Source organism: Rhodococcus rhodochrous, from assembly GCF_014854695.1.
Classification (GTDB): Bacteria; Actinomycetota; Actinomycetes; order Mycobacteriales; family Mycobacteriaceae; genus Rhodococcus.
This window is the reverse complement of sequence record NZ_CP027557.1, coordinates 2436758-2456639: the sequence shown is the minus strand read 5'-3', so window position 1 is coordinate 2456639 and position 19882 is coordinate 2436758. Positions and strand designations below refer to the sequence as shown.

General features: G+C 70.2%; 19 protein-coding genes. 2 read left to right on the top strand and 17 right to left on the bottom strand.

Translation table 11 applies throughout. The annotated features are described in order from the left end of the window. Positions 1 to 36: 36 nt before the first annotated feature. Together ribD and rpe are read right to left on the bottom strand one after the other, a co-directional pair. Positions 37 to 1056 carry a bifunctional diaminohydroxyphosphoribosylaminopyrimidine deaminase/5-amino-6-(5-phosphoribosylamino)uracil reductase RibD gene (gene ribD, locus C6Y44_RS11575; RefSeq protein WP_120282433.1) on the bottom strand — a complete coding sequence of 340 codons (1020 nt, stop codon included), beginning with the start codon at positions 1054 to 1056 and terminating at the stop codon, positions 37 to 39. Next, positions 1053 to 1736 (bottom strand): ribulose-phosphate 3-epimerase, encoded by a 684-nt coding sequence (gene rpe / locus C6Y44_RS11570; protein ID WP_060653315.1) that lies wholly within the window; start codon positions 1734 to 1736, stop codon positions 1053 to 1055. The genes ribD and rpe overlap by 4 nt, the downstream gene beginning before the upstream one ends. A gap of 162 nt (positions 1737 to 1898) precedes the next feature. Here rpe and C6Y44_RS28085 point away from each other — a divergent pair, with 162 nt between their 5' ends. After that, on the top strand, positions 1899 to 2117 hold the full coding sequence (locus C6Y44_RS28085) for a hypothetical protein (protein WP_225623782.1): 219 nt from the start codon (positions 1899 to 1901) through the stop codon (positions 2115 to 2117). A 182-nt stretch (positions 2118 to 2299) separates the two neighbouring features. Here C6Y44_RS28085 and C6Y44_RS11560 read toward each other — a convergent pair whose 3' ends face one another. From C6Y44_RS11560 to C6Y44_RS11520, 9 genes are all read right to left on the bottom strand, one after another. After that, the gene (locus C6Y44_RS11560) at positions 2300 to 3229 is read right to left on the bottom strand and encodes a 1-phosphofructokinase family hexose kinase (RefSeq protein WP_159418453.1); all 930 of its coding nucleotides are present in this window, start codon (positions 3227 to 3229) and stop codon (positions 2300 to 2302) included. Positions 3230 to 3276: 47 nt separating this feature from the next. Then, positions 3277 to 4515 carry a glycerate kinase family protein gene (locus C6Y44_RS11555; RefSeq protein WP_120282430.1) on the bottom strand — a complete coding sequence of 413 codons (1239 nt, stop codon included), beginning with the start codon at positions 4513 to 4515 and terminating at the stop codon, positions 3277 to 3279. Between the two features lie 45 nt (positions 4516 to 4560). Then, positions 4561 to 6063, bottom strand: coding sequence for an SLC13 family permease (locus tag C6Y44_RS11550; RefSeq protein WP_159418454.1), 1503 nt, complete (start codon positions 6061 to 6063; stop codon positions 4561 to 4563). Next, positions 6060 to 6722, bottom strand: a complete 663-nt coding sequence (locus tag C6Y44_RS11545; protein WP_060653230.1) for a response regulator transcription factor — start codon at positions 6720 to 6722, stop codon at positions 6060 to 6062. The genes C6Y44_RS11550 and C6Y44_RS11545 overlap by 4 nt, the downstream gene beginning before the upstream one ends. Then, complete coding sequence (locus tag C6Y44_RS11540) at positions 6719 to 8317, bottom strand: sensor histidine kinase (RefSeq protein WP_159418455.1); 1599 nt, start codon at positions 8315 to 8317, stop codon at positions 6719 to 6721. The genes C6Y44_RS11545 and C6Y44_RS11540 overlap by 4 nt, the downstream gene beginning before the upstream one ends. Then, positions 8307 to 8726, bottom strand: coding sequence for a hypothetical protein (locus tag C6Y44_RS11535; protein WP_225623781.1), 420 nt, complete (start codon positions 8724 to 8726; stop codon positions 8307 to 8309). Before C6Y44_RS11535 ends, C6Y44_RS11540 begins: the two co-directional genes overlap by 11 nt. A 118-nt stretch (positions 8727 to 8844) precedes the next feature. After that, a complete protein-coding gene (locus C6Y44_RS11530; RefSeq protein ID WP_120282426.1) occupies positions 8845 to 10326 on the bottom strand; it encodes an RsmB/NOP family class I SAM-dependent RNA methyltransferase in 1482 nt (493 codons plus the stop codon). Further along, entirely contained in the window at positions 10323 to 11246 is a 924-nt protein-coding gene (gene fmt, locus C6Y44_RS11525) for a methionyl-tRNA formyltransferase (RefSeq protein ID WP_192378844.1), read from the bottom strand. Before fmt ends, C6Y44_RS11530 begins: the two co-directional genes overlap by 4 nt. A gap of 210 nt (positions 11247 to 11456) precedes the next feature. Further along, on the bottom strand, positions 11457 to 12488 hold the full coding sequence (locus C6Y44_RS11520; protein WP_120282424.1) for an esterase/lipase family protein: 1032 nt from the start codon (positions 12486 to 12488) through the stop codon (positions 11457 to 11459). Between the two features lie 210 nt (positions 12489 to 12698). On the opposite strand from C6Y44_RS11520, the gene C6Y44_RS11515 reads away from it, so the two are divergent. Then, positions 12699 to 13475 (top strand): hemerythrin domain-containing protein, encoded by a 777-nt coding sequence (locus C6Y44_RS11515; protein ID WP_225623780.1) that lies wholly within the window; start codon positions 12699 to 12701, stop codon positions 13473 to 13475. A 39-nt stretch (positions 13476 to 13514) separates the two neighbouring features. Here the strand turns inward: C6Y44_RS11515 and C6Y44_RS11510 are convergent, their stop codons facing one another. From C6Y44_RS11510 to mihF, 6 genes are all read right to left on the bottom strand, one after another. Continuing rightward, entirely contained in the window at positions 13515 to 15533 is a 2019-nt protein-coding gene (locus tag C6Y44_RS11510; protein ID WP_159418459.1) for a primosomal protein N', read from the bottom strand. A gap of 17 nt (positions 15534 to 15550) precedes the next feature. Then, entirely contained in the window at positions 15551 to 16765 is a 1215-nt protein-coding gene (gene metK / locus C6Y44_RS11505; RefSeq protein ID WP_120282422.1) for a methionine adenosyltransferase, read from the bottom strand. Between the two features lie 134 nt (positions 16766 to 16899). Further along, positions 16900 to 18183: a bifunctional phosphopantothenoylcysteine decarboxylase/phosphopantothenate--cysteine ligase CoaBC gene (gene coaBC, locus C6Y44_RS11500; protein WP_192378843.1), complete on the bottom strand. Its 1284-nt coding sequence runs from the start codon at positions 18181 to 18183 to the stop codon at positions 16900 to 16902. After that, on the bottom strand, positions 18180 to 18482 hold the full coding sequence (gene rpoZ / locus C6Y44_RS11495) for a DNA-directed RNA polymerase subunit omega (RefSeq protein WP_016691680.1): 303 nt from the start codon (positions 18480 to 18482) through the stop codon (positions 18180 to 18182). The genes coaBC and rpoZ overlap by 4 nt, the downstream gene beginning before the upstream one ends. Positions 18483 to 18557: 75 nt before the next feature. Beyond that, a complete protein-coding gene (gene gmk, locus C6Y44_RS11490) occupies positions 18558 to 19109 on the bottom strand; it encodes a guanylate kinase (protein ID WP_039587131.1) in 552 nt (183 codons plus the stop codon). Between the two features lie 64 nt (positions 19110 to 19173). Beyond that, positions 19174 to 19494, bottom strand: a complete 321-nt coding sequence (gene mihF, locus C6Y44_RS11485; RefSeq protein WP_006551450.1) for an integration host factor, actinobacterial type — start codon at positions 19492 to 19494, stop codon at positions 19174 to 19176. Between the last annotated feature and the right edge of the window lie 388 nt (positions 19495 to 19882).

Genomic DNA, 19882 nt, shown 5'->3' with positions numbered 1-19882 from the left:
CCGCTCCTTAGCTCCCGATCCGCGACCGGGTCCGATTCAGTTGTCCCGGTCCGGGACGAGTGTCAACAGAATGTCCGAGCCGACGGTCTCGACCCGTTCCCGGCGGAACCGTAGCGCGTCGGAGATCGTGCCCACGCCGGTGTCCTCGACGGCGGCCTCACCGGCTCCGAGCACGACGGGCGCCAGATATGCCTGGATGCGGTCGACGCAGCCCGCTGCGAGGAACGCGCCCGCGAGCCGGGGGCCGCCCTCGAGCAGCACGTCGGGTCGATCGCCGAGCGCGTCGAGCACCTCCCCGATGTCGTGGGTGCGCAGCACCAGCGTCGGCGCCGCGTCGTCGAGAACCCTTGCAGAGGTGGGAATCTCACGCATACCGACGACAACCCGCAGCGGCTGGTGCGGCGCGAGTTCACCGTCGGGCAGACGGGCGGTCAGCCACGGGTCGTCGGCGAGGACGGTGCCGGTTCCGACGATGATCGCGTCGAGCCGGCTCCGCTGGTCGTGCACGCGCGCACGCGATTCGGGACCGGAGATCCACTTGCTCGTGCCGTCTGCCGCCGCGCTGCGACCGTCCATCGACGCGGCGTACTTCCACGTCACGTGCGGCCGGCCGGTGCGCTGCCGGTGCAACCATGCCCGCAGCGGGCCGCGGGCGACGGCCTCGGCACCGAGACCGGGATGCACGGTGATGCCCGCGGCGCGGAGGGTGTCGGCGCCTCCCCCGGCGACGGGATTCGGGTCGGCGACGGAGTAGTACACCGTCGCGATCCCCGCCTCGATGAGGGCCTGCGCGCACGGGCCGGTGCGGCCGGTGTGGTTGCACGGTTCGAGGGTGACGACGGCGGTGCCGCCGCGCGCGCGTTCGCCCGCTGCCTCGAGTGCCCGGACCTCCGCGTGCGGACCTCCGGGTGGTGCGGTGGCCCCGACACCTGCCACCGCGCCGTCCGCGTCGAGGATCACCGCGCCGACAGGCGGGTTGGGGCTGGTCGTACCCCGTACGGCCTCCGAGGCATCGAGCGCGAACTGGAGGGCTTCGGCGACCTCGGGTGCGGTCACGGCGCGAGCGTCAGGTGCGGGGACGCGGCCCCGGCCTGCGCCCGCAGCTTGCGGACCGCCTCACCGGGATCGGCGGCGCCGTAGACGGCGGACCCGGCAACGAAGCAGTCCACACCGGCTTCCGCGGCGGCTTCGATGGTGTCGGTGTTGATGCCGCCGTCGATCTCGACGAGCAGACGCAGTTCACCCGAGTCGACGAGGCGGCGCACCTGGCGGGCCTTGTCGAGGACGTCCGGGATGAAGGACTGACCACCGAAGCCCGGCTCGACGCTCATCACGAGCAACGTGTCGAATTCCTTCAGGATCTCGAGATAGGGCTCGATGGGGGTGCCGGGCTTGACGGACAGCCCGGCCTTGCCGCCGGCCGCGCGGATGTCGCGGGCCACGGCGACCGGGTCGTCGGTCGCCTCGGCGTGGAAGGTGACGTTGTGGGCACCGGCCTCGGCGTAGGGCGGTGCCCATCGGCCGGGATTCTCGATCATGAGGTGACAGTCGAGCGGGATGTCGGTCGCCTTCAGCAGCGACTCGACGACCGGGAGACCGAGCGTCAGGTTCGGAACGAAATGGGCGTCCATGACGTCGACGTGGAGCCAGTCGGCACCGGCGACGGCCTGCGCCTCGTCGGCGAGACGAGCGAAATCCGCGGACAGGATGGACGGAGCGATCATCGGGTGGGCCACAACCGACGAGTCTAGTCGGCGCCCTCCACCGGGTCGGACCTGCGTCGGACCGGCGGTCCGCAGCCGAACCCGCCGGGAATGTCCGCTCTCGGGCGCATTGGTGCCATCACGTGGCCGTTATGCCCGGAAGGCTGTGGCAGTCACCCGATCGAAAGGATCATCGTGACCGCTCTCCATCACCGCGAATCCCTCCCTCCCCGACCGGACGGATCGGACACCGTCGACACCTTCCTGATCTCCGACCGCGCAGCCGAACTCGTCGACTTCCTCGTCGCCGTCCTCGAACGTGCCACGCAGCACGGCGCGGAGATCGTCACACGGCCGACGGCTTTCTTCGGCGATGTCGTCGCCCGGTTCCCGGATCCGTCCGGCAATCTCTGATGGATCCAGCGGCACGATCCCGGCGCCGACACATCCGCGTGGACGGACGACGCAGCGACGGACGAGTCGGCGGACCGGTCGGACGTTGCGAGTCCGGAGCTCGGGTACATCCACTCGACACTCACCGAAGCCGTTCACACCCTGCGGGATCCACGGTCCCGCGCGGTGTGAACGGCGGGTCGTCAGACCCCGCGGGCGAGGGCGTCGAAACGATCGATGTCCTCGCGGCGGCAGACGTGGCTTCCGGCGGTGAGCAGGGCCGCTGTGCCGCAGGCGATCCCGAGGGCGAGCGCGTCCCGTAACGATCGTTCCTGCAGCAGTCCGACGACGAGTCCGGCGACCATGCTGTCGCCGGCTCCGACGGCGCTGCGCACCTTGGCCGCCAGGGCCGGCACCCGCACGGCCTCGTCGGCGGTCACCATGATCGCCCCGTCGGCGCCGAGCGAGACGACCACGATCTCCGTGACACCGGAGGTGACGAGTTCGCGCGCGGCCGTGATCTGCTCGTCGTCGGTGGCCAACTCCCGCCCGGTCCACTCGCACAACTCGTCCAGGCTCGGTTTGACGAGGTAGACACCCGAATCGATACTGGTCAGCGCATCGCCCGACGAGTCGAGGACGAATCGCGCGCCGGCCTCGTGCGCCGCCGCGGCGATGCGCCGGACGAAGGTGCCGGGTACACCGGGCGGGAAGCTGCCGCTCGCCACCACGTACTTCGCGCCTTCGGCGACCTTCTCGAGTGTTGCGAGGCAGCGTTCCTGCTCCTCGTCCGTCAGCTCGGGACCGGGTGTGACGAAACGGTATTCCTGACCGCTGCGGCGGTCGATCGCCGTGAAGCACTCGCGGGTGGACCCGGCGATGGGGACGATGTGCTCCTCGACATCGTCGTCGTCGAGCAGACCGCTCATCTGTTCACCCCGCGCACCACCGGCCGGATAGACGGCGGCGGCCGAGGCACCGAGTACGCGCGCGACCTTCGCGACGTTCACTCCTCCCCCGCCGGCGTCGTAGAACGGCTCGTCGCAGCGGAGCTTGCGTGTGGGCACCACCGCGTCGGTGAAGGTCGTGACGTCGAGTGCCGGGTTCATGGTCAGGGTGACGATCTCGGGCATGACCGGAACCCTATTCGGACCCACCCGCCGGCGCGCGGAACTTCTGGTCACGCCGCCGGCGCTCGGTGCTTGCGCTTCTTCGCCCGGCCCTTGCTGCGACTCGCCACGGCGGAGCCGAGCATCAGCAGGCGCATGGACCGCGCCGCGGCGTCGACGAGCAGGTCGTGACCGTTGGCGACGGCGTCCTCGAGGCGCATCGGGACGGGGATGATCGACGCGATCGCGCCGATCCCGACGTCGTGGACATCGCGCGCCCCCTCGCCGAGCGATCCGGCGATGGCGAGCACCGGAACGCCCGCACGCTGGGCGCGGCGGGCGACCTCCGCAGGTACCTTGCCGCGCGGGGTCTGGAAGTCGATGCTGCCCTCGGCGGTGATGATCAGGTCGGCACGCGCGATCAGGGAGTCGAGATCGATACCAGACAGGCCACTATCGAGCAGCACGTCGAACCGGGAGGCGATCCGGGCGCCGATGCCCGCGGCCAGACCGGCACCGAGGCCGCCGGAGGCGCCGGTGCCCGCCCCGAACCGCACATCCAGCCCGTGTGCCCGCCCGTCCCGCTCGAGCACCTTCGCCCAGCGCTCCAGAGCAGCGGACAGCTCCTCGACCTGCGCGGGTGTCGCACCCTTCTGCGGGCCGAAGACCCGAGCGACGCCGGTCGGACCGCACAGGACGTTGTGGACGTTGCAGGCCAGCACGATCTCGGTGTCGGCGAGCGCCGGGTGCAGACCGTCGAGATCGAGATGCGCGGCGCGCGCGAGGTGCCGTCCGCCGTCGGGTAGTTCGTCGCCGTCGGCGTCGAGGATCCGGGCGCCGAGTGCTCGCAGGGCCCCGGCTCCGCCGTCACTGGTGCCCGAGTCGCCGCAGCCGATCACGATGCGGCGGATGCCGTCGTCGAGTGCCGCGGCAATGAGTTCACCGACCCCGCGGGTGGTGGTGGCACCGGGATCACGGCGATCGGCGGGCACGAGCCGAAGGCCGGCAGCCGAGGCCATCTCGACGACCGCCGTCCCGCGGGTGGCACCGCCGAGACGCGCCCAGCTCGCCCGCACCGGCTCGCCGACGGGACCGGTCACGGTGACCGGGACGAGCGAGCCGCCGGTGGCCTCGGCGAGGATCTCGGCGGTGCCCTCCCCACCGTCGGGAACGGGCACGAGGTCGACGGCGGCGCACGGTAGCGCCCGGCGGACTCCCGCACCGATCGCGGCAGCGACGCCTGGCGCGTCGAGACTCTCCTTGAAACCGCTGGGCGCGACGAGCACGCGATGAGGAACCTTCAACGCCATGACGACTCCGATCGTGGAACGGGACAACTGGGGACGGAACAGGGATCAGACGAACAGCGACAGGCCGAGCAGCGGCCAGACGAACCACGCGAACAGCAGGACCAGCGTGGCGAGGAGCGGACCGAGCCACGCCGCCAGGCGCAGCAGATCCGAGGTCGAGTAGGTGGGGGTGCCGGGCACGTCCGCGAACAGCGTCACGGGCTTGGCCGACGACGGCAGGGTGTGGCAGAAGCCTGCGGCGGCCGTCGAGACAAAGGCCGCGGCGAGCGGATCGACACCGACGCTCGGGGCGAGTGCCACCACGACGGGAACGAGAACGGCGGAGCGGGCCGAGCGCGACTGGATGACCAGGTGGGCCGCGGTGGAGATCACGACCACGACGATCACGAACAGTGGTCCGGCACTCTCTCCGCGCGAGGTGAGTGGGCCGAAGGCCGTCGATGCGAGCCAGTCCGCCGCGCCGCTCGTCGTCAGCGCGGTACCGATCGACAGCGTCGCCGCCATGAACAGCAGCAGGGGCCACGGCACGGTCTTCAGTGCGGGCGCGAGGCGCACGGAACCGTACCGCGGGGAGGTCGCGACGAGCGCACCGAGCAGTGCCACCACCGCCGGGTGGATGCCGTGGACGGGTTCGGTGCACCACAGCACCATCACCACGACCAGCAGAAGGGCGGCGCGGGATTCGGCGACGGAGAGCGGCCCGGAGACCGGGGTGTCGGTCTGCGCGCCGATGTCGGCGGCGGTGACGGTGAGGCGTCCGCGCCGATCGTCGGCGGAGGTGAACAGCAGCAGCACCAGCTCGGCGGCGGCGTGCGACGAGACGATCGCCAGCGGCAGGCCGAGGATCATCCAGGTCGCGAAGTCGAATCCGGTGCCGGTCGCGGTGACGAGGATCTGCGAGGTGATCAGGTGCGCACCGGCGCCGAGCAGCGACGCCACCGCCGACAGCAGGATCACCGTGGGGAAGAGCAACGCGAGTGCCCGCACCAGTCGTGGCCGGTCGGCGAGGACCGTCGCGAGCGCCACGAACACCGGGAGCACCAGTGCGGCACGACCGGAGGTCGACGGCACCGCGAAAGCGGTGACGATCAGTGCCGCCGTCACCAGGTGCACGAGCGCCCGCGGGCTGCGCGCCCCCGTCACCAGGAAGGCCGCGCCGCGCGTCGCCAGACCCGACGACGCCACACCGGAGGCGATCACGAAGGCGGACAACAGGAGCCACACGACGTCGTCGCCGAGGGTCGCGAACAGTGCCTCCGCGTCGATGACACCGACGACCGTGAGGGCCGCGGCAGCGCCGAGCGCCACATAGGTGTCGTCGATTTTCGTGAACACCCACAGCCAGACGGCCACGGCGAACACGATCATGGTGACGGCGGCCGGAGTCGTCAGGTCTGGGTCGGTGCGCGTGAGATACACGAGGAGACCGACGGTGCCGGCGAGGATCCCGACCGCGACGATCCGGCCGGGCGCCGGGATCGCGTGTCTGCGCGGCGGGCGCGGCTGCGGCGCAACGACGCTCGGCGGAACGGTGGCGTGGAAGGTCATCGCAACCGGTACCCCGCGCCGCGGATCGTCTCGACCCGGTCTCCCCCGATCTTGTTGCGCAGCGCGCGCACGTAGACGTCGACGACGTTGGACGCGGGATCGAAGTCGTAACCCCACACGTGCCCGAGGATCTGTTCGCGGGAGAGCACCTGCCCGCGGTGACGCAGGAACACTTCGAACAGGGCGAATTCGCGGCTGGTGAGATCGACGCTCTCCCCGGCGATCTCGGCGCGTCGAGCCCGCAGGTCCAGAGCCATGTCGCCGTCGCGGATCACCGCTGCCGGATCGGCCGCCGAGCTGCTGTCGCCGATGCGCAACCGGATGCGGGCGAGCAGTTCGGCGAACTGGAACGGTTTGCTCACATAGTCGTTGGCACCGCCTTCGAGTCCCGCGACGGTATCGGTGACGCTGTCCCGCGCGGTCAGCACGATCACCGGGGTTCGCACACCTTCACCGCGCAGCCTCTCGAGGACGGTGAAGCCGTCCATGCGGGGCAACCCGATGTCGAGGATCACCAGGTCGAAGGCACCGCTGCGAGCGAGCATCAGTGCGGTCTCGCCGTCGGTGGCGTCGGTGGTGGTGTATCCCGCTGCGCGCAGCCCCTTCTCGAGAAAGGCGGTGATGCGGGTGTCGTCTTCGGCGATGAGGATTCTGCTCACTGTGATGCGGTCCTTCGAGTCTCGGCTGTACCGGGCGAACCGGCCGTGCAGGTCGTGTCGGTCGTGCCGGTGGTTCCTGCGGGGTCTCGTACGGGGAGGTCGATGCCGAACGTCGCGCCGTGTCCGACCGTGCTCTCGACCCAGGCCGAGCCGTGGTGCGCGTCGGCGATGGCGCGGACGATGGCGAGTCCGAGACCCGCCCCGCCTCGTTCGGCGGCGGGTCCGTGCCGGTCGCCGGGGACGGTGCGTCCGCGGCGGAAGCGTTCGAAGATGCGTGCCGCGTCGTCCGGTGCGACCCCGGGTCCGGTGTCCCGGACCCAGATCCGGAGGTGCTCGATACCGTCGTGTTCGACGAAGGCGGATCCGAGCTGGATGACGTCCCCGGGTCGGGTGTGGGTGACGGCATTGGTCGCGTACTGCAGCACGGCCTGGGTGACGCGTTGGGCGTCGATGTCGGCCGTGCCCTCGGCGATCTCCATGAGCTGCCAGTCGCGGGTGCCGAGCATCTGCGCCTTGGCCTCGACGTCGAGCATGAGGTCGGTGACGTCGACCGGTCGTCGCTGCACGAAGTCGGGGCGTTCGGCCTTGGCGAGGACGAGCAGGTCGGTGACGATCCGCGCCATCCGGTCGAGTTCGTCCTCGACGAGCCGGATCGTCTCCTCGCGTGTCGCGTCGTCGGCGTGACCGAGATCCATGAGTTCGAGGTGCCCGCGGATCACGGTGATCGGTGTCCGCAGTTCGTGGCCGGCGTCGTCGACGAACTGCTGCTGCGTGGTGTAGGCCTGTTCGAGGCGGTCGAGCATCGAGTTGAAAGTCTGGGCCAGGGCGGCGATGTCGTCGCGTCCGTGCACGGGCACCCGACTCGTCAGATCCTTCTCGCCGATGGCGGCGGCCACCTCGCGCACCTGGCGGATCGGGGCGAGGATCTGCCCTGCGACCAGCCAGCCGATGATCGCCGTGAGACCGAGGCCGCCGATCGCGACCAGCCCGATGGTGCGGGCGGTGTCGGCGACCTTCGCGCGTTGCTCGGCGGTGAACACGGCGACGATCAGCGCGCCCCGGTCGTCTCCGGAGGTGACGTCGGCGCGGGCCCAGCGCATCTGTCCACCGTCCACCTCGTGGACGCCCGAGCCTGTGGGGGCGTTGAGGATGCGCTCGAACAGCACACCGTCCTCGGTGAGGTTCGCCGGCAGGTCGGGCCGGTCCACCGCGATACGGCGGTCGAAGAGCAACGAACCGTCGACGACGCCGACGATCACCTCGCCCTCCGAGGTGTGCTGGCGGTTGAGATAGACCTCGAGCATCCGCTCCACGGAGGTGAACGGCAACGTCGTGGTGGGGTCGACGCCTTCGGCGGCGAACGCCCGGAATTCGTCGATCTCCTGGGTGATGTCGGCGTTCGCGTCGCGGTCGACGTGGTTGAGGAGCAGCACTCGCGCGGTGACGACGACGGCGACGAGCGCGACGGCCGTGGTCAGCAGGATCCAGCTGAGGATGCGCCATCGGGCAGGGAGCGCGGATCCGCGACCGGGGTGAGGGATGCGGAGGTGACCGGTGCGCTGCGTGCCGGCCTGTTTCCCCGACTCAGTCGTCATCGTCGTCCCCGCTGTCGCCGTCGTCGTCCCAGTCGTCGTCGCCCAAGTCGTCGTCGTCCCAGTCGTCGTCCCAGTCGACCTGAGGGGTCGGCAGGGGCTGGCGTGCGACGTCGGACCAACCCGGATCGGGAACCGGGGCCGGAACCACGGCGGGCGGGGGTGTCTGCGTGTCGGGGACCGACGGTGCGGGCGCCGACTCCGGCTCGGGTTCGGGTCGTACCTCGGAGGCTTCGACCCCGGGGGACGGCGCCGCGGACTCGGTCGTGGTCGGCACGACGGAGACGGTGACCGATGCGTCACCGATCTCGGGCGAGCCCGCCGGTCGTGTCAGGACCTGGCTCCCCCACGCGAGGGCCGCCGGGATCAGCAGCAGCGCTGCGATCACGAGCATGCGTTTCATCACCGGCATGGGGAACAGCATCCTGCACCGGAGTGAATCGATCGTGAAGACCGGATGAGAAGACTTTCATCTTCCCGACGCCGGACACGACGATCCGTGTCCGGCCGTCGCGATCAGCGCAGCACGGTCAGCGCTCGGGTTTACGCAGCGCAGCCATGAACATGGCGTCGGTGCCGTGACGGTGCGGCCAGAGCTGGACTCCCGGCCCCTCCCCGATCTGCGGCACGCCGGGGACGAGTTCGCGCGTGTCGAGCTGTTCGACACCGTGGCGGCGCACCGCGTCGGACACGACGGCGACCGTCTCCGAGACGTGCGGCGAACACGTCGAATAGAGCACCACACCCCCGGGACGCAGCAGCCCGATCGCCGATGCGAGCAGTTCCTTCTGCAATCGCACCAGTTCGGCGACGTCGCCGGGTTGCCTGCGCCACCGCGCCTCGGGACGCCGACGCAACGCGCCGAGTCCCGTGCAGGGCGCGTCCACGAGGATCCGGTCGTAGCCCGGTTCGAGTCCGGGCTCGCGACCGTCGGCGACGTGCACGGTCACCGGCAGGTCGCGGGCGGTCTTGCGGACCAGCTCCGCGCGATGTTCGACCGGTTCGACCGCGTCCACGGCGAACCCGTCGATCGCGGCGATGGCGCCGAGCAGTGCCGCCTTTCCACCCGGTCCCGCGCACAGATCGAGCCAGCGGCCCCGATCCTCGCCGACGAGGGGCGCGAGGGTGAGGGCACGTGCGACGAGCTGACTACCTTCGTCCTGGACCGCGGCCATACCCTCCCGGACGGGTTCGAGGCGGCCGGGATCACCGTGCTCGAGGTGCACCGCATAGGGCGACCACGGTCCGATCTCACCTCCGGTGACGAGCGCGAGTTCCTCCGCGGTGATGACCCCCGGGCGAGCGACGAGGTGGACGATCGGGCGCGCGTCGTCGGCGGCGAGGACGTCGGCGAGTTCGGAGGCGTCCGATCCGAGCGCGTGGGCGAACGCCTGCGCGATCCACAGAGGGTGGGCGTACCGGAAGGCCAGGTGACCCACCGGGTCGCGGTCCGGATCGGGGGCGAGCAGCGTGATCCACTCCTCCTCCGAACGCTCACCCACACGACGAAGCACCGCGTTGACGAAACCTGCTCGGCCCGATTCGAATTCGGCCCGGACTAGGTCGACGCTCGTGGCGACGGCGGCGTGCGGGGCGACGCGCGTGCGCAGCAACTGGTAGGCCCCCAGACGCAGTACGTCGAGCAACGCGCCGTCGATCTCGTCGACGGGACGGTTCGCGGCATCGGCGATCACGGCGTCCAGCAGGCCTCGGGCGCGGGCCGCGCCGTAGGTGAGCTCGGTGGCCAGGGCAGCGTCGCGCGCGTCGAGATGCCGCTCCCGGAGCAGCGACGGGAGAACGAGATTGGCGTAGGCGTCCCGTTCGCGCACGGCGCGCAGTACGTCCCGCGCGGCGACGCGTGCGGGGTCGGCGGGTGGCTTCGACGGTCGGCGGGCGTGTTCGGACGCCGGATTGCGGTTCGGCTTCCCTCCGCCGTTCCGTCCACCGCGACCTGCGGGGTTCCGTCCTCCGGGATTGCGCTTGCCCCGCGGGGGCCTGCCGGATTCGCTCATCGCGCACGCACCTTCGGGTCGAGACGGGCGCCGCGCGCCCAGTCCGTGGCTGCCATCGCCTTCTTCCCGGGCGGTTGCACCGTCCCGAGCCGGACGGCAGTGGTAGCGGTACCGACGAGCACGCCGTCCTTGCGGATGTCGAGCTCACCGGGCTCGAGGGTCTCGTCGGTCACCGTCACGGGACCGATCTTCACGCGCAGGTCGCCGATCATCGTCCACGCACCCGGAGCGGGGGTGACGGCGCGAATTCGCCGGTCGACGACGTGTGCGGGGAGGGTCCACTGCACCTGGGCTGCCTCGACGGTGACCTTGGGCGCGTGTGAGACACCGTCGGCCGGCTGCGGCGCAGGCGTGAGGATGCCGTCCTCGAGACCGTCGAGGGTGGATTCGAGCAGCGTCGCACCGGCCTCGGCGAGGCGGCCGAGCAGGTCGCCGGCAGTGTCGGTGGGACGGATCGTCTCGGTGACGACGCCGTAGACCGGACCGGTGTCGAGTCCGGCCTCGAGCCGGAAGGTGCTCGCTCCGGTGATCTCGTCACCGGCAGCGATCGCCGCCTGCACGGGCGCCGCGCCGCGCCAGGCGGGCAACAACGAGAAGTGGAGGTTCACCCATCCGTGCACAGGGATGTCCAGGACGTCCTGCGGGATCAGGGCGCCGTAGGCCACCACGGGGCAGCAGTCGGGTGCGAGTTCGGTCAGTCGCGCGACGAACTCGGGGTCGCGCGGCGAGCGCGGCGTGAGGACCTCGATGCCGTGTTCGTCGGCGATCTGCCCCACAGCGGATCGCACGACCTTCCGGCCGCGACCGGCGGTGGTGTCGGGGCGGGTGACCACCGCGACGACCTCGTGGCGCGACGACTCGATGAGGCGGAGCAGCGACGGGACGGCGGGTTCCGGCGTTCCCGCGAAGACCACGCGCATGTCAGAGCACCGCCGGGCAGGAGGTGGGAGGCGCTGCGTGTGGACTGTGCGGGGATGTCACGGATGCTGCTCCAGTTCTCGACGGCGATGACCTCTCACAGTCTAGGGAGTCGACGTCGTGCGACCTGCATCACCGCGCCGGGCGGTCACCTCGCGGAGGCCGACACCGGAGAGCGTGGAGCTCAGGTCTCGGAACTCGGGTGTCTGCGTTCAGGTGTTGGACTGGAGGATCAGTTCGGGGATGCCGGTGCCGAGCGCGACAGGGGTGCACTCCCCGATCGCGTACCGGTCGGGATCGAGTGCATGCCGCGCGAGCTGCAGCGAGAACGGGTCGTAGACCATGTTGAAGTGACCGGTCAGATCCTGCGGGCACAGCTCCTGGATCACGTGGTTGACGGCGCCCTCACCATGGAGTGCGACATTGCCGGCGGGCTGGATGACCTCGTCGACCTCGCTGCCGATGGTCGTGTAGCGCACACCGGGCACGGTGTCGGTGGGTGTGTTGAGCTCGGTGAGCAGTTCCGACCCCTGAAGCTGCTGCACGAGGGCGACGGAGAACTCGCCCTCGACGATGTCGGTCGCTCCGGGCAGCGCGGCGAAGGCGGCCCCGATGCCGTAGAAGGTGCCGCCGTAGCTCGGCGACGCGATCCCGACCCACCGGTCGACGACCTCGGCACCTCCGAGCTCGTTGATGTAGTAGCGGGCCACGGTGGCTCCCTGCGAGTAACCGACGACATCGACCTCCACCGCACCGGTGGCGTCGAGAACCTCGGTGACGAACTCACCGAACTGTGCTGCGGAGACCCGGATGTCGCCCGTGCCGTAGTCCTCGGCACCGTCGGCGAACCCGTAGTTCAGGGCGAACACGCACCAGCCTGACGCGGCGAGCAGCGGTGAGAGAGCAGCGAAGTCGGAGTAGGCGTTGGAATCGGTGCCGTGCGCGAGCACCACCGGACGAGGGTGCTCCTCGGACGGAACACACGCGAAGTCGTTGCTACCGGCGGGGGCGACATCGGGGTTGTTCTCGGCGTATTCGGCCGCTTCGGCGTGCCCGGTGGCCACCGGTCCCGCCGGGACGGGCACGCTGCTGTACGACCCCTCCCCGAGACCGAGGATCGGTCCGTCGTCGGACGGGAGCGGCTGCGCCGCCGCTGCGCCCGCAGTCAGTGCCGCCGTACCCACAGTCAGCATCGCGACGACACACGCTCCGACGACACCACCGACACTCCGCCCGGCACCCATTCGTCCGCCCTCTCCTCCTGTGCCTCCCCGGCACCTACGGAAGAGATCGGTCACAATCACCGGCTCCGTTACTGTGACAAATAATATCTCCGGCAACGCGTGTCGCTGTCGTACATATGTAGGACAGCAGCGGGCGGTCTTGCGCTCGGTCCGTGCCGGATCGACACTGGGAACAGCCTCCGTCGACGGAAACTCCACGGTGCGAACACGGTGCCCCGCACCGTCCTCGCAGATCCCCGCCTGCGCTCCGCAGGTCTCGTTGCTCGTCGATTCACGGGAGTCGTCATGATCACCGATCCCGACGGACCTGCCGATACCCGAATCATGGGAATCGTGCATTCCGCCCTCCGCCGCGACCTCCTCCGCATCGAGGTCGCCACCTCGACGAAGACATGGCAGGAGACTCACCGAGTGGCTCTCGCCGATCACGTGTTGTGGATGATGGATTTCCTGCACCATCACCACGAGTCCGAGGACCGTGGGCTCTATCCGCGCGTGGTGCAGTGCAATCCCGACGCGGCGCCGCTCGTGGAGAGAATGAACGCCGACCACCGCACCATCGAGCCTGCGATCGCCGCCGTCGAGGACGCCGCCCGGGATTTCCGCGCCGACCGCCCCGGTTCCGGGGAGGCACTCGGTGCAGCACTGTCCCGCCTGTCCGAGGTGCTACTACCCCATCTCGAACGCGAGGAGCGGGAGATGATGCCGCTGGTCTCGACCAGTATCACCGATGCGCAGTGGCGGGCGTGGGACGACGAGTTCAACATCAAACCGAAAGGGATGCAGCAGCTCGGCAAGGAAGGGAACTGGCTCATCGACGGTCTCGACGACTCCTCGCGCGATCACGTCGTGCATCTCGTACCGCCCGTACCGCGCTTCGTCCTGCTGCACATCCTCGGCATACGCCATCGCCACGACTTCGCGGCCCTGTGGAAGGGCACGGACGCCGCATCGATTCCGTCGCAACCGATTCCGAAAGCGGCCTAGCCGGGCGGTGGCGATCCGCACCCGCTCACCTCGGCCGGTTCAGCCGATACGCGGCGGATCCACCTGGACCCGCAGCGGACCGTCCGCGCGACGCGCCGTGCGGGTGGCCTGGGCGTCGCGCAGGGCGCGACCGAGTGCGCGACCGCGCTCGCGTGCGACCCGCACGATCATCCGGTGCACGTTCTCCGGTTCCGGTCCCTCGGACCCGAACGGCAGTCGTTGACCCGGCGGGAGCGGCACGGGCCCGAGCAGCTCGGCTCCCTCGGGCAGATGTGTGGCTTCGAGGAGTTCGGCGACAGCCGCGGACGCCCCGTCGATCGCGGCCATGTGGACCGCGGGCGGAAAACCGACCTCGGCTCGTTCGGAGACCTCGGACTGGGCGTGTCCCACGGGATCCCAGCGCACAAGAGCTTGCACGGTGGGGATGCCGGAATCGGCGACGACCACGACCTGTCCCCCGTCGGCGAACGACCGCACGAGCGCCGACGCGGTGAGCCAGCGGCGCATCGTCTCCTCGGTAGCGCGCAGATCGGCCCGGCCGAGCAGCGCCCACCCGTCCAGGAGCAGCGCCGCCCCGTAACCGCCCTCGGCGACGGGTTCGGCACCCACAGTGGAGACGACGAGCGACGCCGAACCGGGCACGGTGTGCTTGACGTCGTTGCCGCCGGAGGTCACGACCGGCACACCGGGGAAGGCGCGGCCCAGTTCTTCGGCGGTGCGAGCCGCCCCGACCACCACGGCCCGCAACGAGCGCGCGCCGCACGCGTGGCAACGGTGGCGCGCATCGGCGACACCGCACCAGCGGCATGCCGGGATCGCGGCGCCGTCGGGACCGGCCGCCGTGGGCAGTGCGAGCGGACCGTTGCAGTGCCGGCACCGGGCGGGTGCCCGGCACTTTCCGCACGCGAGCGCGGGCACGTATCCGCGCCGCGGTACCTGCACGAGCACCGGACGGTCGGCCGCGAGGGCGGATCGGGCGGCGGCGAACGCGATGGCAGGCAGTCGCGCGGCACGCGCGGCCGGATCCCGTGCGAGTGCGTGGTCGCTGTCGGCGAGGGCCGTGACCTTCGGCGCGCACGACCGTACGACGTCGCGGGGTGCCACGAGATCGTGTGCCCAGCCGGCGTCGACGAGCGCCTGGGTCTCCGCGGTACGGGCGTGCCCGGCGATCACGATGGCGGCACCGACGGCGTGGGCGCGCAGAGCAGCCACTTCGCGGGCGTGCGGATACGGGGACCGTGGTTCGCAGTGCAGGTCGTCGCCGTCGTCCCACACCACGAGGAGCCCGAGATCGGGGGTCGGGGCGAAGGCCGCTGCCCGGGTCCCGACGACGATGCGCGCGGATCCGCGCAGCGCCGCGAGCCAGCGCCGATACCGCTCGGCCGGCCCGAGGCCGGCGGCGAGGCCGACGACGTGATCGGCGCCGGCGACGTCTGCACACGCCTTCACGAGACGGTCGAGGTCGCGCTGATCGGGAACGACGAGCACGGCCGCCTTCCCCGAGGCGAGGGTCAGCGCGGCGAGTTCGGCGAGCCGTCGGGGCCAGTCCTCACCGGGCAGCGCCTGCCAGGCCGCGCGCGGGGCGCGGCCGCCGCCGAGCGCTTCGAGGAAGTTCTCGCCGTGCCGGTACCGGCCCCACGCGGCGGGATCGATCTCCGGAACAGGCGGTGGTTCCGGTGTGCGCGGTGTCTCGGCTTCGACACGTGCGTGTCGCGGAGGTACCGCCAGACGCAGCACGTCGGCCCGGGTCCCGGCATAGCGGGTCGCGACTTCCTCTGCCAGAGCAGCGATCTCGGGCGTGAGGACCTGTTCGGACGAGACGACCCGGTCGAGCCGGCCGAGCTTGCCGGTGTGATCGCTCGTCGCGGCGCGTGCGAGCAGGAAACCGTCGACCAGACGTCCGGCGAAGCGGACGCGGACGCGGACGCCCGGGCGGGCGTCCGCGTCCAGGTCGCGCGGGATCAGGTAGTCGAACTCCCGGTCGAGGTGCGGAACCGGTAGCAGCGGGAGAACCCGCGCGACCGGATCGACCTCGGCGGCGTCGAAATCAGCAGCCACCCGGGCCCGATCGGAATCTACAGACCGGCGGCCGCGCGCAGCTTGTCGGCGCGGTCGGTGTTCTCCCACGGCAGCTCGATGTCGGTACGGCCGAAGTGGCCGTACGCAGCGGTCTGCGCGTAGATCGGGCGCAGCAGGTCCAGGTCGCGGATGATCGCGCCCGGACGCAGGTCGAAGACCTCACCGATGGCCTGCTGGATGCGGGCCGGGTCGGTCTTCTCGGTGCCGAAGGTCTCGACGAACAGACCCACCGGAGCCGCCTTGCCGATCGCGTAGGCGACCTGCACCTCGATGCGGTCGGCGAGACCGGCGGCGACGGCGGTCTTGGCGACCCAGCGCATCGCGTAGGCGGCCGAACGGTCGACCTTCGACGGGTCCTTGCCGGAGAACGCGCCACCACCGTGACGGGCCATGCCACCGTAGGTGTCGACGATGATCTTGCGGCCGGTGAGGCCGGCGTCGCCCATCGGGCCGCCGAGGACGAACGATCCGGACGGGTTGACCAGCAGACGCACGTCGGCCGTGTCGAGGTCGGCCAGGTTCGGGTCGGCGAGCACCGCATCGACGACGTGGGTGCGCAGATCCGGCGTGAGCAGGTTGTTCAGATCGATATCGGCGGCGTGCTGCGTCGAGATGACGATCGTGTCGAGACGGACGGGCTTGTCGCCGTCGTACTCGATGGTGACCTGGGTCTTGCCGTCGGGACGCAGGTACGGCAGGACCGCAGACTTGCGGACCTCGGTGAGCCGGCGCGACAGGCGATGTGCGAGGGAGATCGGCAACGGCATGAGTTCGGGCGTGTCGGAGCACGCGTAGCCGAACATCAGGCCCTGGTCGCCGGCGCCCTGGCGGGCGACCTCGTCGTCGGTGAGCACACCGCTGCGCGCCTCGTGCGAGACGTCGACGCCGCCGGCGATCTCGGGCGACTGCGCGCCGATCGCGATGTTGACACCGCAGGAGTTGCCGTCGAAGCCTTTCGACGACGAGTCGTAGCCGATCTCGAGCACCCGATCGCGGACGATCTTGGGGATGTCGGCGTACGCCGAGGTGGTGACCTCACCGACCACGTGCACCTGGCCCGTGGTGACGAGGGTTTCCACAGCTACCCGGGCACGAGGATCCTCGGTGAGGAGCGCGTCGAGAACCGAGTCGCTGATCGCGTCACAGATCTTGTCCGGATGCCCTTCGGTCACGGACTCACTGGTGAAAAGACGACCGCCGGTCTTGCTCACGAAACTCCCTCTCGACTGTGCGCCAAGCGCTGGACGGACAAACCGTATGGAGCATGCGCTCCCCGATCGGGCCGGAGAGACCCGATCGCAGTGCCGACGCTACTGCTCCGCAGGCGTCGGCGCGAGTATTGAAATCACCCGATTCTGCTGCGTTCCGCCAGCAGAGGTCCCAGTGCGTCGAGCACGCGGCTGGCCATGAGGGCCTTCGAGCCGTGGGCGAGGGCGGTTTCCGAACCGTCCGCGGACAGCAACCAGCCGTTGTTGTCGTCGACCTCGAACGCCTTGCCTTCGCCGACGGCGTTGACGACGAGCAGATCGCATCCCTTGCGGGCGAGCTTCTCGCGGGCGTAGGTGAGCACGTCGCCGTGTTCGTCGCCGGTCTCCGCCGCGAACCCGACGATGACCGTCTCGGCGGACAGGCCGCCTTCGGCACGCGCCCGAACGAGACCGGCGAGGATGTCGTCGTTCTTCGTCAGCGCGATGGAGTCGGGCTCGCCCTCACCCTTCTTGATCTTGCTGGTCGCGAAGGTGGAGGGCCGGAAATCGGCGACGGCCGCGGACATGATGACCGCGTCCGCACCCGAGGCGTGCTTGGCGACGGCGTCCTGCATCTGCGCGGCCGTCTGGACCCGCACGACATCGACCGCGGCCGGGTCGTCGAGCCCCGCGATGCTGCCGGCGACGAGCGTGACGTCGGCGCCGCGTTGGGCGGCGAGACGGGCGAGCGCGTAGCCCTGCTTGCCGGACGACCGGTTGCCGAGGAAGCGCACCGGGTCGAGGGGCTCGCGGGTACCGCCGGCGGACACGACGATGCGGCGACCGACGAGGTCGCGGGGCAGCGCGTCGGCCCGCTCGAGCAGCAAGGAGGCCAGATTGAAGATCTCGTCGGGTTCGGGCATGCGCCCGGCACCGGTGTCCTTGCCTGTCAGCCGACCCGAGGCCGGTTCGACGACCACGGCACCGCGGCGACGCAGCGTCGCGACGTTGTCGACGGTCGCGGGATGCTCCCACATCTCGGTGTGCATCGCGGGCACGAACATCACGGGGCACCGCGCGGTGAGCAGGGTGGCCGTGAGGAGGTCGTCGGCGCGACCCGCGACCGCCCGTGCCATGAGGTCGGCGGTGGCCGGAGCGATGACGACGAGGTCGGCCTCCTGCCCGAGCCGGACGTGCTGCACCTGCGGCACCTCGGCGAACACCCCGGTCTGCACGGGATTGCCGGAGAGCGCCTCGAAGGTGGCGCGCCCGACGAATTCGAGGGCGGACTCCGTCGGGACGACCCGCACGTGGTGTCCGTTCTCGGTGAAGGCACGGATCAGTGCGCAGGACTTGTAGGCGGCGATGCCACCGGCGACACCGACGACGATGCGGCGGCGCTGCACGGATCCGGCCTCGCCGCTCGAAGCGGGGTTGCTCACTCGCCTTCGGTGTGCTCGAGCAGATCCGAGTGGATCTCGCGCATGGCGATCGACAGCGGCTTCTCCTGCAGACCCGGCTCCACGAGGGGGCCGACGTACTCGAGGATGCCGTCGCCGAGCTGGTTGTAGTAGTCGTTGATCTGGCGTGCCCGCTTGGCGGCGTAGATCACCAGCGCGTACTTCGAGGAGGCGCGCTCGAGCAGCTCGTCGATAGGCGGGTTGGTGATACCCGTGGGGGTGTCGTAGACCGGAAGGGTGTTGCCCTCGAGGTCGGTCGCGGCTGCCTGGATGCTGCTCACTCGGTGTTCTCCTGAGATGTCGCGGGATGGGAGGGCGCCGGAACCGGCAGCCGGACGCGCTCGAGGCGCGGACGGTCAGTCGGCTCCGGGTCCAACCAACAAGGATACCAATTCATCGCAGGCCCGGTCGACATCGTCGTTGATGATCACGACATCGAACTCGTCCTGCGCGGCCAGTTCGCTGCGGGCGGTATCGAGCCTGCGAGCGACGACCTCGTCGGTTTCGGTGCCTCGGCCGGTGAGGCGCTCGACGAGCACCTCCCAACTGGGCGGGGCGAGGAAGGCGAGGACTGCGTCCTGCATCGCTGCACGGACGGCCCGCGCACCCGCGAGGTCGACCTCCACGAGCACCGGATGTCCCTCGGCGAGTGCGTCGAGCACCGGCTTGGCCGGCGTGCCCGATCGCTGCAGGCCGCCGTGGATGTCGGCCCATTCGAGCAGTTCGCCGGCTTCGATCATCCGGTCGAACTCGGCGCGGCCGACGAAGTGGTAGTCCACTCCGTCCACCTCGCCCGGTCGCGGGTCCCGGGTGGTGGCCGAGACACTGAAGTGCAGATCCGGGATCCGGCTCCGCAGAAGGCGTACGACGGTCGACTTACCCACCGCGGAGGGTCCGGCCAGTACCACCAGCCGGCCCCTCCGCGTTGCGGGTGCGCTGTCCGTCACGGGTCGTGCGTCAGCTACCACGTGCTCAGGCGTCGAAATCGAACCTGGCGAGCAGGGCCTTGCGCTGACGGTCGCCGAGGCCGCGCAGACGGCGGGTCGGGGCGATCTCCAGCTCGGTCATGATTTCCTGCGCCTTGACCTTGCCGACCTTCGGCAGGGCCTCGAGCAGAGCCGACACCTTCATCTTGCCGAGGATCTCGTCGTTCTCGGCGTCCTTGAGCACCTGCTTGAGGTCGGTGCCGCCGCGCTTGAGGCGCTCCTTGAGCTCAGCCCGGGCACGACGGGCAGCAGCCGCCTTCTCCAGAGCAGCGGCGCGCTGCTCATCGGTCAGCTGGGGAAGGGCCACGGTTCCTCCGTCTCATCGTTGGCTTTCGAGTCTTCACCGCTGTAACCAGCGGCGATAGCGACCGTACTCACGACCACCGACGAATGCGAACCCACCCCCCGGCGATCCGCTCGAAAATCCGTGCGGTAGTGCACGCCGTTTCCGCAGTGGATCTCGCACCCTCCGATCGGCGTCGAGACATCGCCACGAACTGCTCGAACAGTGAAAAACCGCAGGTCACCGGGTATTCGATGCGACAGAGCGGGCCACATCGGGTCGGGCGGCTCCCCGGCTCACCGACCCGCTGCTCCGGCGCTTCGGCGGGCCGAGAAATTTTTTTCCCATTCCGCGTGTCGCGCCACTCCGAGCGCAGGTCAGAGTGCATACGAGCGATATGTACGACTCGTGC

What these genes read in the sequence shown, in the direction of transcription:
- C6Y44_RS11530 (WP_120282426.1), bottom strand. Translation starts at nt 10,326, where the DNA reads ATGAGCGAATCCGGCAGGCCCCCGCGGGGCAAGCGCAATCCCGGAGGA.
- C6Y44_RS11550 (WP_159418454.1), bottom strand. Translation starts at nt 6,063, where the DNA reads ATGACCTTCCACGCCACCGTTCCGCCGAGCGTCGTTGCGCCGCAGCCG.
- C6Y44_RS11535 (WP_225623781.1), bottom strand. Translation starts at nt 8,726, where the DNA reads ATGCCGGTGATGAAACGCATGCTCGTGATCGCAGCGCTGCTGCTGATC.
- C6Y44_RS11555 (WP_120282430.1), bottom strand. Translation starts at nt 4,515, where the DNA reads ATGGCGTTGAAGGTTCCTCATCGCGTGCTCGTCGCGCCCAGCGGTTTC.
- C6Y44_RS11540 (WP_159418455.1), bottom strand. Translation starts at nt 8,317, where the DNA reads ATGACGACTGAGTCGGGGAAACAGGCCGGCACGCAGCGCACCGGTCAC.
- C6Y44_RS11560 (WP_159418453.1), bottom strand. Translation starts at nt 3,229, where the DNA reads ATGCCCGAGATCGTCACCCTGACCATGAACCCGGCACTCGACGTCACG.
- fmt (WP_192378844.1), bottom strand. Translation starts at nt 11,246, where the DNA reads ATGCGCGTGGTCTTCGCGGGAACGCCGGAACCCGCCGTCCCGTCGCTG.
- C6Y44_RS11520 (WP_120282424.1), bottom strand. Translation starts at nt 12,488, where the DNA reads ATGGGTGCCGGGCGGAGTGTCGGTGGTGTCGTCGGAGCGTGTGTCGTC.